Below are 14,865 nucleotides of genomic sequence, written 5' to 3'. Positions count from 1 at the left end.
CGCCCCTACAAGTAAATCAATTATTAAATAGCGTCAATAAACTCTACAATAGCATCGCGTTCGGCTTTGCTTAGTTTTCTGAACTCTTCTATAGATTTACGTGCATCGCTCTGTGCATTTCCATGCCACATAATGGCTTCCATCACCGTGCGGGCACGACAATCGTGTAAACGGTCGCTGGCACCTGTTACAAGTTCACTTAAACCTCTTCCCCAAAGTGGTGTTGTACGACACCATCCTGTGCGGATATCATTCTCCATGAACAGGCGATGCTGTACCATATCAGTATATGGCCATATCTTCTGATTAGGATAGCGAGGCAAGCGACTATCATTTTCTGCAAAGAATCCACTTGGATCATGTATTACATCATCTCCGGTAGTCCATGTCGGACGGTGGCAATAGGTACATCCAATCTTGTTGAACAACTTTTTACCTTTATCAACTGTCGGATCGTCAAGATTACGTGCAGCAGGCACGGCAAGGCCGCGATGCCATATCATAAAACTCTCATAATCCTTATCGGTCATTTCAACATCAAGATCCTGAGCCATCAAGTAATTGTAGATGTCTTTTTCTACATCTCCAGTTTTGTTTTGTGCCGGGAAATGTTTGTAGAAATCAGCCTGAACTTCCGTGTCCTTAGATGCAACTTTTGCATAAGTCGCTGTCATATAATGGTAACGACGATTTGAACGAGTTACATTCGTAATGTTCCATATTGCGTTTGCTCCTGCGGCGTCTTGAAGCGGACCTCTGCTAAGTGCATACGTGAACTTTAAAGGATGAGTCGTATTACCATACGTCTTTGTCCAGTTGCCATTGGCGAATATTGCAGGGTTTAGTGATACGCCAGCTTGCTCCTGCTTTACATATTCAGCTTTCAGATCTTCCGCATCAATAGCATCAAGCAAACCTGTACCATATACTCCGATAGTCGATTCAAGTTTTACCCTGACCTTCGAATGAGGAACCAATGTCGTAGTACCGTTTTTGGTAACCTCGAGCGGAACATAATATGCGTCCTCAGGAATAGTGACTTCCGGATAAATCAGACTGTAACTTTCACCGTCGGGGAATTTGTTTCCCCATTCGTCGGTGAAGTTTTTCCAGTCTATTTTTATCTTTGATTCGTCAATCGGCGCTTTGAATGGCAATACGGCCAATGTCTGCGGCATACCAGTCAGCGAGCTCAGATAGGTATCTGTATCGTCGGTAATAACGAGTAGATAACCGTTACCATTCTTGTTGGCACGATATTCTGTTTGTCGTTTGCCATGCCCATAGTTGGGATGGCAATACAAACAGCCGCGTCGAACCATTAATGGTCCCAGTCCCGTAAAGGCACCAGAGGGGTTTTGGTTATAATCGTTCTCAAAGAAATATTCACCAAGTTTGAAAGCCTGAGCCATTGACGCATCAACAGCCGGTGCGGGCTGTTCATATGCAAATGATGTTGAAGTAAAGGTTGTTCCGAGTTCTCCTCCGGAATACCATTCTGCATCATCAACTTCTACAGGTTCTGTTGATGATTTGTTGTCATCGTCATTACAGGAACATAAGATGACAGCAAAAAATGATAGAAAAAATAGTCTTTTACGCATACCACAAGTATTTCTTTATTATTTTAATGCATCCTTGGCATTTTCCAGAATGCCATCAAGATCATTACAAGCATCAATAGCTTCTTTTACTTTAGCATCTCTAAAGTTATTTACGAAAGGCTTGGGCATTGCATTGATTTTAGCCAGACAATTTTCCAGTGCTGCTTGTAGCTCATCTGCAACCTTCGAATCTACGCTCTTGATGTATGCAAATATAGACAATGCTTTGGGTGAGGTAGCGCCCATTTCGCCATACAAGGCATATTGAACACCTGTAATGTTGTCATAAAAGTCTTGAATAGAATTGTGCGCATGAGGTGATTCGATGTAATCGGTGTTTTCGCCTGTATATGGAGCGCCAATTTTTGAGTTGCCCACTTCATCTACGATTGTTCTGCATCCGTCGATGATCTGTTCGCTTGCCGATGCTACGGTTTTCCATGTGCTTCCTGCAAATCCTGCCAGTTCCATTTGTTCGCCGAAGTTATCTTCCGGTTCCATTTCAGCATCTTCAATAATTGCTTGTTTTTCGGCTGTAACATTATCCATACCTGCCCATGCAGCTTCGAGGCGGCAACAACTTAAAGCCAGGTCTTGAGCTACTGCAACAGCATATTTTAATTCTTTTGCAGGTATTCCTGCTACCGGACGATTTTGCCCTTCGCGGAAAATAATGTATTCCAGTCCATGATATCCCACTAAACCATTGTCTAGGTTTGCGATGGTTTTCTCAATATTGGTCATCATAGCATCATTATTTAAGAGGTTGTTTAAATCGGTTTTATCAAGTGGCCAGGTATCAATGTGTGGGTCGATGTTGTATTTGCTGGCAGCGCCGAAAAGAAAGGCTTCACTCCATTCCCAATATTTGCGCGACGATTTCCATAGTGTACACGCTTTACTCATATTTTCGGCTGTAGGATCTTTTTCAAGGTCTTCAATGGCCTCCTGTAGCTTAATAGTCTCCGTGGCCAGAGTCTTGTAAATCGCAATCACATTGTTGTTTACATAAGCAACGTTTATTTTTTGTAGTTCCTTTTCTTGTTCGGTTAATTCGACATCATTGTCGTCATCGCTACAAGAAATAAAGCCTAAAGAGGCAATGATGGCGGCCATCATTAAAACTGATTTATAGAACTTTTTCATAAAAGTTTTTAAGTTAGTGTGAATAATATAGTTTATTTAGTGAAAAATCCTGCATAAGCGATGCCCAGTGATACAGAGGGCTCGTTGTTGTACTGACTTTTATAGAAGCGTTTTGAGAACTCGGCTTTGACTACCACTTCTTTCAACGGATAGTAGTTCACTCCAAGTGCCATGCGTTGTTTGCCGCACCAACCGTGATCGAGTACATTCTTTTCTACTTTAGCCATAGAGTCGTAGTATTCATAGCGTCCAAAGAGATATAACTTCTGGTCGTCTTGATTCATTTTGGGAACATGGGTGAAAATATCGTAACCTAATTCTATCCCTGCTGCAACTGCATCGGAGGCAACTGCCATTTTGGGAGAAGGGGAGGCGTTGGACATACTTTTGTTGAACTGCGTAATTTCTTCCGAATCATTCAGGTGTGCCCAATCAAAGTTCCCTCTGACAATGAAATTGCGTGAGTTGTAATGGAAGTCGAATGAGCCAATCATTACTTCACCCTTGCAATCTTTGTATTTGGTGTTTTTGGTGAGTGAATTATCGAAGCTATATCCGAAGTATCCGCTTACGGCCAGTCGGAGGTTCCTTATTGAATAGTTGTCCAGCCGGAATGCTCCGGCATACGTATTGGCAATTTTAAACTCGTAAGGGCTACCAGAACCACCGTTAATGAAATTTTCGGAATCAAAGCGATCGGCATCTAATCCTGCCAGGAACTGTACTTCGTATCGCCAGTTTTTGGTACGCCCCCAAAAGCTTATACCTGTTTCATGCCATGTACAGGGTAGGATAGTACTTTCCCCCTCCGGGCGATAGTTGGTGAAGAATTCTGTTGGCAAGTGATACTGGTTGGTCATTCCTACAGGAACAATGATGTGTCCTGCGCGAATATTGAATGCCCTGGAGAAGCTTTTTTGAATCCAGAACTGTTCAAGGACAACCTCTCCACCGCGTTCTGTCTCAGTTTCATATTCGCCGGCTTCTTCTGCTTCAATTTCTACTGCGCTTCCTGTTCCGCCATGTTCAAACTCAATTTCGCTACCGAAACTCCATCCTTTTCCAAAGTCATAACCAAGGCTGATTACTACATGTGGAAGGTCGAAGCGTCCGTGACTCTTTTCATCTTTGTACTTTTCGGCATTTGAATAGCGTTGCCATTGATCACTGTAATAGTTGCGGGTGAGTACCACTTCGCCATACCCACCTATGGATAGGCGGTTAAGTACGTCCTTTTTATCTTCTTTTTTTGTTGACTCATCACAATGCTCCTGGGCCGAAACACTACTAAAGGCTACCAGAGAGCAAAGGATGAGCACATTTTTTAATCTTTTCATTTTTTTTATAATTTTGACGATGCAAAGTTATAAGGAGAGAACAGAGGGGACAATACCTATAAATGGTTAAAATGCTCTTAAAAAATCAGTATCTCTTGCTATTTGTGTGTTTATTTATTCAGTTTTTAGTTAATATGGTATATGAAACGGGATTACTTCCGTTTTTGAAAGTAACCCCGCCCGAACTTATGCAAAGAAAACTTAAGCTCCTTTTCTTTGATTTACGTTAACCGTTGATTCTGTAAGAAGAGGAACCTGGGTGCAGCACCTTGCTGCTTTTTTTTGGCAATAGCGCTTGCATTGTTGTTGGATGTCATATCCCAGCATAGCGCCTAATATAAAATCTTCTTCCGGTGTGATATGATTCAGTGGACGTGTAATGATGTGGCATATTACTTCTATGCACTCAGGTTTGCCAAAATAAAGATTGATTTTATTTGTACCTACTTCTTGTATTTGAAAACTAATACCCTGATTCTTTAAACGTCTTACAGCAAAATCCTGGTAATCCTTGCTCATAGTGTATAACACCATGTTGCGTATTCCCTTTTTGAATTCATAAATATGGTTCAGAAAGATGCGCAACTCGCCCGGAACGACTTTATTTATTGCCATTATCTTTTCAATTTATTTCTTTTTTGATACCTTCTACCCAGCTGTCAATACGGGCATCGGTTTTTCCGTCTTCGTTTCCTTCATCTAATGGAAGACCAACGAATTTACCATTAACTACTGCAATAGAAGATCCGAATTCATAATCAGAAGTAGCAACGGCGCCGCAGAAAGTACATCCGGTGCTTTTTAATTCTTCATATAGAATACCGATAGCATCGCAGAATGTATCACTGTATGATTCACAGTCGCCGCAACCGAACAAGCCTACGAACTTGTGCGAAAGATCTACTTTCTTCACGATCTTGATAGCATCGTACCAATCATCCTGCAATTCTCCGTCACCCCAGGTAGAGCTTCCCATAAGCAATACATCATAACCTTCAACGATTGCTTCAGTAATAGATGATGCATCGTGGATGTCAGCACTTGCTACGTCCAGTTTTTCTGCGATTCTACGTGCTACATCTTCGGTTGTTCCGGTGGTGGAACCATAAAATACTCCAATCTTATTCATACTTTAATTTTGTTTTAATTGTTAGTGGTGCAAAGATACCTTCTAATAGAATATATTGAAATCCCTATTTGTGGTGATATTAGGTGTGTTGTACCATTATAAATAGTGAACTATAAATGGGTAGGCGAATACCTACTTATGGTTATTGTGAGAAACCGAAATATTGTGTTATTTTGCATTCTATTATTATAATAAGGTATAAAATGGCTGAAAATCAAAAATATAAACCAACTGATAAGATGATTGATCTTATTAGTGATAATTATAACCTCTTGCAGGTTATGAGTCGATTTGGGCTTTCTCTTGGTTTTGGTGACAAGACGGTCAGAGAGGTTTGCGAGATGAATAAGGTAGATTGCCCGACTTTTCTGGCAGTCGTTAACTTTATGGCCGAAGGGTATTCCCGAATGGATGAAGGAGGACGTGAAATATCAATTCCTGCGTTGGTAGATTATCTGCGTCAGGCACATATTTATTTCCTGGACTTTTGTTTGCCGGGCATTCGTCGTAAGTTGATTTATGCGATTGATTGTTCTGAAGATGATGTTTCTTTCCTGATTCTAAAGTTCTTTGATGAATATATGAAGGAAGTAAGGAAGCATATGGAATATGAAGAAAAAACAGTATTTAAGTATGTAGATGATCTACTGGCTGGTAAGCGTCCGAAGAACTATCAGATCAGTACATTCTCCAAACATCATGATAGTATCAGTGAAAGGCTGACGGAGTTGAAGAATATACTCATAAAGTATTGTCCGGACAAAGCGAACAAGAGCATGTTGAATGCTGCGCTGTTTGATATATACGCTTGTGAGGAGGGATTGGACTCGCATTGCAAAGTAGAAGATTACCTTTTTGTTCCCGCAATTCTCAAACTCGAAAAGAGACTGATAGAAAATGAAAAATAACGAAATAATACGCATTGGCGTAGCCGAAGCTTCGGTTATTATCCGTAGCGGAGTGAGCTATGCTTTGAAACGCCTTCCTAATCTTAAAATCTTGCCAATTGAATTGGCTTCACCCGATGCTTTGGGTGATTGTTTACGTACGCAACCTCCACATATTCTATTTGTAAATCCAACATTTGGTGATTTCTTTGATGTGAATCGCTTTAAGAGTGATCCATTAGGAAAAGGAGTACGTATTGTGGCTCTGATCAGTTCGTTTATAGACTCTACTCTTTTAAGTAAGTATGATGATTCTATTTCTATATTTGACGATTTGGATGTGATTTCGGAAAAGATTAGTCGTTTGCAGAATATAGAGCCGGAGGAAGAGGAGGATAGTTCCGAATCGTTAAGCCTGCGTGAAAAAGAAATCGTGATTTGTGTAGTGAAAGGAATGACAAATAAAGAAATTGCCGAGAAACTATTCTTATCTATTCATACTGTTATTACCCATCGCCGGAATATAAGCCGTAAATTGCAGATACATAGTGCCTCTGGTTTAACCATTTATGCTATTGTGAATAAGTTGGTAGAGCTGAGCGATGTGAAGGGGTTATGAATTAGTATTTTATGTTTATGTTTTGCAGGAAGCTGATTTTCTGCGAAGTAAGTGACAAATAGTTTTTAAAGCTAAAAAGTATTTCAGTAAAAATGAATTGCTTTTTAGCTTTTATTGATATATTTGTATCGCTAATTGTAAAAAACGATAATTTTTATTAAAAACAAAACAAAAATTATGGGAAAAAATCTAATTCATTTTCTGCTATTTACCTTGTTTACAGTATTTTCTGTCACTACAGCTCATGCACAGGTTACTGTGAAAGGTCAGGTTGTAGATGCGGATAATAGTGAACCAATGATTGGTGCTGCGGTTACAGTGGTTGGCGCACCTCAGGGAGTTGTTACCGATATGGATGGTAATTTTACATTGAATGTAGCTGCTAACGCAACAATCTCTATTACGTATCTTGGATATAAAGATGTAAAGAAGAAAGTTACTTTGAGAAATTCATCAGACCGTTCAGTAAACTTAGGTGTTATTATGTTAGAGTCGGATGCATTTGCATTGGACGATGTAACCATTACGTCTTCCATTGCTGTGGCGCGTAAAACTCCGGTAGCGGTTTCTACTATTACTCCGGTATTTATTGAAGAAAAATTGGGAACACAGGAGTTTCCGGAAATATTGAAGTCCACGCCAGGTATATATGCCATTAAAGGCGGTGGGGGATTCGGAGATTCAGATGTTAGAGTACGTGGATTTAAATCTGAAAATGTGGCCATGATGATAAATGGTGTACCCATGAATGATATGGAATGGGGAGGCGTTTATTGGTCTAATTGGTCGCTTTCTGATGTTACTCGTAGTTTCCAGGTTCAACGTGGTCTGGGAGCTTCTAAAGTTTCTGCACCATCTGTAGGTGGTTCTATTAATATTATTACGAATTCAATAGAGGCACAAAAGGGCGGATCCGTATCTTATGCAATGGGCAATGATGGGTACAATAAAATATCGTTTAATGTATCTACAGGTTTGTCTGAAAAAGGTTGGGCTATGTCCCTTCTGGGAAGCAAAACCTGGGGAGATGGATATATACAGGGAGCTGATTTTGAAAGTTATGTATGGTTTTTAAATATAGCTAAACGTATTAATGATAATCATCAGTTATCCTTAACAGCTTTCGGTGCACCTCAATGGCATAATCAGCGAAACAAATACGATGGTTTGACGATAGAAGGTTGGCAAACGGTAGCCAATGATTATATGAATGGAGAAAGTCCCTATAGGTATAACGCTAGCTATGGTTTTGGTCCTAATGGTGAAAGAAAAATGTCTGCGCGTAATGTTTATAACAAACCACAAATCTCATTAAACCATTTATGGCAAATCAATGATAAATCCAGTTTAAGTACTGCATTGTATGTTTCAATCGGACGTGGATATGGCTATGCCGGACAAGGAAGAACATCTGCTGATCGTAATAATTGGTATGGTAGTAATAAAGGTAGCTTGAATATGACATTTCGTAAATCTGACGGAACATTTGCTTATGATGAAATTTATGAATTAAACCAGGCAAGTGAATCAGGATCTGTTATGGCTATGTCTAAGTCGGTGAATTCTCACAACTGGTATGGATTGCTTTCAACCTACACTACAAAATTCGGTGAATATATTGATTTTTATGGTGGTGTAGACTTCCGTTATTATAAAGGGATACATACAAATGAGCTGATAGACCTTTATGGAGGCGAATACTATATTGACTCTGATTCAAGAAAAAACGTTTTGGCTTCTAATAATTCGGCGGCGGTAGCAGGTAATAGTTTTGTAAATCAGAAATTGAAAGTAGGTGATGTTGTATATCGCGACTATGATGGATATGTGGTTTCTGAAGGCGTTTTTGCACAAGGAGAATATAACAGAGATAAAATCAGCGCTTTTGTATCGGGAGCTGTTTCAAATACCAGCTACTGGCGTTATGACCGTTTCTATTATGACAAAGATCATGCAAAATCAGACACAGAGAATTTCATCGGCTGGAACTTGAAAGGTGGGTTAAACTATAATTTAACCGAAACGCATAATATATTTGCAAATGTAGGTTACATTAGCCGTGCTCCTTTTGCTTCTGGTGGTGTATTCCTAAACAATCAGGTAAGTAATGCTGTAAACCCGGATGCGGTAAATGAAAAAGTTTTCTCTTTTGAATTAGGTTATGGGTATCATTCACGCTTCTTTACTGCAAATGTAAATGCGTATTTTACCAAATGGATTGATAAGACAATGAGTCGTTCGACAGATATTAATAATTTCTATGAAGGTCTTATAAGTGAACCATATGATGCAAGCAAACTCTCATCCACAAGAGCGGTTATTAATATGCAAGGTGTTAATGCATTGCATAAAGGTATTGAGTTGGATTTTGTTGCTAAGCCACTTCACTGGCTGGAAATTACAGGTATGTTCTCTATTGGCGACTGGCGATGGGATAGCAATGCTTCCGGTAATTTCATGGTTAATGGTCAAATCGTAAATAATGCGAAGATAAAAGATGATGAGAATAAAGATAAATTAATCGTTGTAAATGCCGTACAAAATGGTTTGGAACCGGGAACAATGGAACTCGACCTTAAGGATGTAAAAGTAGGCGGCTCTGCACAAACTACAGCCGCATTAGGTGCGAATGCAAGTATTAGTAAAGCGATTCGTGTAGGTTTAGATTGGAATTTCTTTGGGCGTAATTATTCGGACTTCTCGTTTAGTTCCAGTGATTTGACCATAGGTGGACTGAAAGTATACGAATCTCCCTGGCGCATACCTTCGGCAAATACTTTCGATTTGTTTGCAAGCTATCGGTTTAAAATGGGAAATATGAAAGCTGTTATTTCGGGTAACGTGAATAATTTGTTTGATCAGGAATATATTTCTGACGCTACTGATGGCGGTAACCATGATTGGAAAACAGCTTATAATGTTTTCTATGGATTTGGCCGTACATTTAATGTGAGACTTAAACTTAGCTTCTAACCCTAACAATTAATAAAAAATGAAAAAGAGTCTATTCATATCAATTTCAGCTTTATTGTTGCTTTTTGGTTGTGATTATAATGATAAATATTTTGATGGACTGGATGAGATGAGCCAGCCCAAAGATGTATTTTCCAAACAATACACTTTACTTGAGGGTGACTATAAAACGATAGCTGATAATAAAGCAAATATTGCTATGGCTGCGGCCGAAGGTGTCAGCACGCAACTGAAAAATCTGGCTACAGATAAGTACTTTACAGGAGCGCTTGATCCTAAAAAATATATCCCTGCTTTTTTGTTGGGTAAATATATTGCGGCAGATGACGGATCGGTTGTTAAAGTGGCTTATGATTATAGAGGTGATATAAAAGATTATATGCCTGATCTGAATGCTACAACGATATATAAACTGTCAGCCTCTGATTATCAATTAGCTTGGGGTGCGGATAGTAAGTTGAACTTTTTCACTCCTTCCAAACCTGCGGCTGATTATCTTGTGGCAATTTTAAACGATAATATGAAGGATGCGGTAGAAGGTGACATCGTTGCTGCTTCTTACAATGTTTCTGAAAAAGAACCTGCGGATGTAACTTATGCTTTTAATGAAGATTTTGAGGCCGGAACAGCAAATACAAATATTGAATCGGAAAACTGGTTGAATATTACAGTAAAAGGAAAATTTAAATGGCAAACAAAATCTTATAACGGTAAATATGCTCAACAGAGTGCCAATGCACATTCTGATGGAGTTTTAGATTCATATCTGATCTCTAAAGAAATTACCGTAGAAAGCGGAATGTCTTTAACGTTTGATGCAGCTTACGCCTATCATAATGAAATCGGAGGACGAGTTTCTGTACTTATTACTACAGACCTTTCCGATGCCACGCCAGAAGGGATAGCAGCTGCTAAATGGGATGACGTGACTGATGAATTTAAAGTTCCTACTGCAACCAGCGGTTCTATTGATGCGTCGAATGCTGGTAGTACAAGCTTATCAAGTTATGTAGGCAAAAAAATACGTGTAGCATTCCGTTACCAGGGTGACAGTACAACTGGTGCAACTTCAACATATCGTTTGGATAATGTTATTATAAGCACGCCAGGTAAAAATACCTATTCCACAGTGAATACGCTATATACATACAATGGTGCTGGCTGGGCTCTTTATGCTGAGAGCAATGTAATCATGCTGGGTCAGGCTGATATTGTGGAAATGGGTGGTAGATATGATGATTTTAGTAGCTCATTGAATCCAGATAATTATTTGCCGACTTTCCTGAAACGTAAATATCCTTACGCGTTAGAGGGAGATGTAAAGATTGTAGTTTATAAATACTTCAGTTCAAGTGTTACTACTATCAGAGCAGATAAGTATGAATACAAAAATGGCCAATTTGTGAGAGAAGCTGCCATGAGTCAATTTGCTTATGCAGACGGAACATGGAAATTTGACCCAAGTACGGTTATTACTTTGTCTACTTCTAAAAGTGATACGGAAACAGCTCTCTTCTATCAGACTATTACTGACTGGGTAAAAGAAAATCATCCTAGTTATGTGACTTCTTATGGTAATAATGATTATTATTACGGTGGTTCTGCTTATAATAATAACTTTGACTTCCGTGTGTCTGCATGGAAACCATATTATGCAAATGAGACTGAAGAACAGTTACAAACATTAATGTTTGAACGTCTGCCAGAGTCATTCCCGCATGCATTGAAAGTATTGTATGCTGATGCCGATGCAGTTGCAGGAGTAGAAGTCGTTTATACTATAAATTTCTCGATTTACAATGGTACAACAACAGATCCATATACAATTAAGTATCTTGTTACAGGAAAAGCTCAGTTTGAATATATTAAAGATTCAGTGAAGAAGGTGGAATAATCCAATATATGGCATAGAGAAAAAGGCTACTCTGCATTTTGCAAGGGTAGCCTTTTTTCTTTGTCAAAATGACAATTTGATATTCTACTATGCCCTAAATCGTAAATTCCGGACGTGCGGCAGAAGGAAAAAGAAAACGATAAAAGAACCGTGTTGATGAAAAATAAAAAGACGTATTTATGTAGAGTTTGTAAGTGAAGTGGTGCTAAATTTGCGAATCGCATGACAAAGAGAAGCGAAAAATATAAATAATATAGCAAATGTGTGTTTCAATTCTTTCGTTTAAAATCAATCAACCAGAGAATGAAAAACTATAAAATGAAATACGCTGAACAGTTGAGCCGCGCACTGTCGGCAGTCAAGCGCTCGGATGTCGAAACTTGAGCCGCGCGCTCTCGAAACTTGAGCCGCGTGCTGTCGATAATACGCGGCTCAAATGTATAGATTATTGCGCTGAAGTAACTCCAATCATTAATAATATGATAGAAAAGCATGCTTGAAACCTGGTTTTAATATTTTATTGAACGATTTTAAGAAATGTGCATGTAAGCAAAGTCTGAAAAATGGTATCTTTTTGAGTGTGATTTTGAATAATCGAATGCATATTGATCATTCGATCCGGTTTTAGGATTGCCCCGAAACAACACCCACACCGACTTTTAATATTGATCCGATTTAGTAATTTCTAGCAAAAAAGAAGCCGGAGTACCCTTTTTAAGAGCATCCCGGCTTGGCTATATATAGAATAGGGCTGCAAGAGCCCCGGCATTTTAAACTTAGGGAGCAATGACGCGTTGCCTTAGTCGTCCTGCTTCGAGACTATTTCTTCTGTACCTTATTGTTAGTGGCAGCAGTTAGTTTAGATTTCTCTCTGCCGATAAGATGTTCTGCACGGTCTTTGAGGTACTCTGCTTCATTCTGTGCCAGATCGGCTATATCTTTAGCCTTTTTCTTGGCCTGAGCCGCCAGTTGGTTTGCTCGATCAATGATGGGGTCGAATTTATGTTCTTCTTGTGCTTTACGGATGCAATATCCTGCTGCGATACCAGCTGCGCCTGCTACGACGCCTATCAATAACTTTTTCATAATTTGGTTTATTTAAATTGTTAATAACTATGCTCTTCGGAAAAGTGATACAATCCATAAGAGTAAGACGGCGCCAATAACCGACATAACCAATGTTCCAAGAACGCCACCTGTTGTAATACCAAGCAGACCATAAACCCATCCGCCAAGTACACTACCTACCAAACCAACCAAGAGGTTGATAAGAAATCCAAAACCACTTCCTTTCATTAACCATCCGGCAATGGCTCCTGCCAGTACACCGATGATGATTGACCATATAATTCCCATAATGTTAAGGTTTAAATTAAAAAATATTCAAAATCAGACTGCTGCTTTTACGATACATCCTGTTTATCCCGGCTGATTTTAATAATGAAACACTTGTCGATTTATTTTGTTCTGTGTTTTAACAGAAATCTATATAGAAAAACGCTTTTTTTCTTTTCAAAGACTGTCTGGCAGGTATAAAAACTTTTTTCTAAGAGATGTTTTTCTTATTATGACCTGAGTATCTTCTTTACCGATTATGCACATTAACCGTTGTTTTAGATAATATTTACCTTTAAATGACCGATTTAATTGTTTCTTGTTTATATACGGAAATGTAATGATCTTATTGAGTAAGCAGATGTGTGTTGATATAATGATGTAAATTGATTGGTATTTAGAATTAATCTACTTTCATGCTTTTATTATAATTCAAATGTGTATTATGGAATATCACAATATATAATTTGTATCATTTGTTTTATCTTCATTTAAACATAAGCAAATGAGGATATTAATACTATAAGAGAAAAATATTAATATTTTATTTACATTAATATTTGGATTTTAAGATTCATTTATTTTTCTTTGTAATAAAGCAAAACTAATACTATGAACCAATGATTGACCGTATACTAAATACATATTCCCTGCAAATGGAACAATACCTTGGTTCATTTTTTCATCAACCCGAAGGATTAGTGGAGGTAGCCCCCATTGGATTCCAGGGTGAAGAAGAACCAGCAAAACTGGTAATATCTTTGCTCGGCATGGAACGGGAAAACGTACAGGGCATGAGTACAGCAGTGAAAATGGGAACAGGAAAAACTTATGGACTTTCTTTACCACCCATATACATGAACTTACATGTTGTTATTGCAGCCATATTTCCCCCTAAAAGGTATCGCGAATCACTATCTATATTGACCCAGGCCATAGCCTTTGTACAGGCCAACCCTTATTTCATCGTTCAACCCGAAGGCCGGTTTACCGTGGAGTTGATGAATACATCATGGCAGGATTTGAGTAATATATGGTCCGGAATAGGTGGACATTATTACCCCTCGGTGGTTTGCAAAATACGAAGGCTGACGTTCAGTGCAAATGAAATGAGTCGGACGGTTAGCGATTTCAGAAGCACGGATACATCCGTAGAATAAGAGACAAATAAACAACATACAACTCTATGATATGGAGAAATTCTCTGTAATCTGGCGTATAAAAATTGCGCATAGCTATTATCATGGTGGAGCATGCCGATATTTTGAATTGAAGCCCACTCCGCAAACGGCCGTCCTGCTGCGTAAGCGGGGAGTCCTCTTTAGAAAAATGGATGTAGATGGCTGGGCAATCATAGCAGTTGAAGACATCCGCCTGGATGAAAAAGATGTATTTGATTTTGAGTTGTACTGTGGAGATCAGAAGTTCCATTACGTCACAGATAATGCAACAATGAAAGCAGAGTGCCCGCAGATAGAGATGAGTGGTACGGAAGGCATTACCTATATTTTCCCCGTCGAAGGATGTCCAATGATAAAAGCATCGCCAGGAGTAATCGCACGAATTTCTTTGAAATTCCAAGCCCAACAAATTCATGCAGAACGTTATAATGAATTGCACTTTCAGGCTCCTGAGCGTTATTTGGAATATATCTTTTTGTTTCGTAACGAACAGATAGATAAGAAATTACTGGTAGAGGATATGGAACGGAAGATGGAGTTCTTACCGGAAGAAAAGATAGAGTATATGGGGCATCAGGGAGTTCGCTTTCAATCGGCAGAGAAATACCCCCTCCTCGAGTCGCCCAACCTGAAACTGCAATTACTGGAACTCTTTGGTACGAACCGGAGAGTAATTATAAGAAGGCTCTCCTATCCGGAAATCGGCATGTTTATTGATGCACCACCCGGCATGCTTCGCGCGGTGGCTTACGTTTAAATC

General features: G+C 39.0%; 13 protein-coding genes. 6 read left to right on the top strand and 7 right to left on the bottom strand.

Annotated features, from left to right (window positions below):
• Positions 1 to 23: 23 nt before the first annotated feature.
• The 5 genes from D0T87_RS13300 to fldA all read right to left on the bottom strand — a co-directional run bounded on the left by D0T87_RS13300 (position 24) and on the right by fldA (position 5,216).
• Positions 24 to 1,604 (bottom strand): di-heme oxidoredictase family protein, encoded by a 1,581-nt coding sequence (locus D0T87_RS13300; protein WP_163175626.1) that lies wholly within the window; start codon positions 1,602 to 1,604, stop codon positions 24 to 26.
• A gap of 18 nt (positions 1,605 to 1,622) precedes the next feature.
• Positions 1,623 to 2,750, bottom strand: coding sequence for an imelysin family protein (locus D0T87_RS13295; RefSeq protein WP_163175625.1), 1,128 nt, complete (start codon positions 2,748 to 2,750; stop codon positions 1,623 to 1,625).
• Positions 2,751 to 2,782: 32 nt separating this feature from the next.
• A complete protein-coding gene (locus D0T87_RS13290; protein ID WP_163175624.1) occupies positions 2,783 to 4,087 on the bottom strand; it encodes a hypothetical protein in 1,305 nt (434 codons plus the stop codon).
• 201 nt (positions 4,088 to 4,288) lie between these two features.
• On the bottom strand, positions 4,289 to 4,702 hold the full coding sequence (locus D0T87_RS13285) for a DUF2023 family protein (protein ID WP_163175623.1): 414 nt from the start codon (positions 4,700 to 4,702) through the stop codon (positions 4,289 to 4,291).
• A gap of 7 nt (positions 4,703 to 4,709) precedes the next feature.
• Entirely contained in the window at positions 4,710 to 5,216 is a 507-nt protein-coding gene (gene fldA, locus D0T87_RS13280; protein WP_163175622.1) for a flavodoxin FldA, read from the bottom strand.
• 203 nt (positions 5,217 to 5,419) lie between these two features.
• Between fldA and D0T87_RS13275 the strand changes: the two genes are divergently transcribed.
• The 4 genes from D0T87_RS13275 to D0T87_RS13260 all read left to right on the top strand — a co-directional run bounded on the left by D0T87_RS13275 (position 5,420) and on the right by D0T87_RS13260 (position 11,589).
• Positions 5,420 to 6,124, top strand: coding sequence for a hemerythrin domain-containing protein (locus D0T87_RS13275; RefSeq protein WP_163175621.1), 705 nt, complete (start codon positions 5,420 to 5,422; stop codon positions 6,122 to 6,124).
• Complete coding sequence (locus D0T87_RS13270; protein WP_163175620.1) at positions 6,114 to 6,722, top strand: LuxR C-terminal-related transcriptional regulator; 609 nt, start codon at positions 6,114 to 6,116, stop codon at positions 6,720 to 6,722. The genes D0T87_RS13275 and D0T87_RS13270 overlap by 11 nt, the downstream gene beginning before the upstream one ends.
• 177 nt (positions 6,723 to 6,899) lie before the next feature.
• Positions 6,900 to 9,695, top strand: coding sequence for a TonB-dependent receptor (locus D0T87_RS13265; RefSeq protein WP_163175619.1), 2,796 nt, complete (start codon positions 6,900 to 6,902; stop codon positions 9,693 to 9,695).
• Between the two features lie 19 nt (positions 9,696 to 9,714).
• Positions 9,715 to 11,589 carry a choice-of-anchor J domain-containing protein gene (locus D0T87_RS13260; protein ID WP_163175618.1) on the top strand — a complete coding sequence of 625 codons (1,875 nt, stop codon included), beginning with the start codon at positions 9,715 to 9,717 and terminating at the stop codon, positions 11,587 to 11,589.
• An 819-nt stretch (positions 11,590 to 12,408) separates the two neighbouring features.
• On the opposite strand, the gene D0T87_RS13255 is transcribed toward D0T87_RS13260, so the two are convergent.
• Positions 12,409 to 12,675 carry a hypothetical protein gene (locus D0T87_RS13255; RefSeq protein ID WP_163175617.1) on the bottom strand — a complete coding sequence of 89 codons (267 nt, stop codon included), beginning with the start codon at positions 12,673 to 12,675 and terminating at the stop codon, positions 12,409 to 12,411.
• Between the two features lie 27 nt (positions 12,676 to 12,702).
• Positions 12,703 to 12,945 (bottom strand): GlsB/YeaQ/YmgE family stress response membrane protein, encoded by a 243-nt coding sequence (locus tag D0T87_RS13250; protein ID WP_163175616.1) that lies wholly within the window; start codon positions 12,943 to 12,945, stop codon positions 12,703 to 12,705.
• A 599-nt stretch (positions 12,946 to 13,544) separates the two neighbouring features.
• Here D0T87_RS13250 and D0T87_RS13245 point away from each other — a divergent pair.
• Together D0T87_RS13245 and D0T87_RS13240 are read left to right on the top strand one after the other, a co-directional pair.
• Positions 13,545 to 14,084, top strand: coding sequence for a Pvc16 family protein (locus tag D0T87_RS13245; protein ID WP_163175615.1), 540 nt, complete (start codon positions 13,545 to 13,547; stop codon positions 14,082 to 14,084).
• Between the two features lie 31 nt (positions 14,085 to 14,115).
• Positions 14,116 to 14,862: a hypothetical protein gene (locus D0T87_RS13240; RefSeq protein ID WP_163175614.1), complete on the top strand. Its 747-nt coding sequence runs from the start codon at positions 14,116 to 14,118 to the stop codon at positions 14,860 to 14,862.
• The last annotated feature ends 3 nt before the right edge of the window (positions 14,863 to 14,865 follow it).

This window comes from Bacteroides sp. 51 (genome assembly GCF_010500965.1).
Classification (GTDB): domain Bacteria; phylum Bacteroidota; class Bacteroidia; order Bacteroidales; family Bacteroidaceae; genus Bacteroides.
The sequence above is the reverse complement of the archived record's forward strand: the minus strand, read 5'-3'. Positions and strand labels throughout refer to the sequence as shown.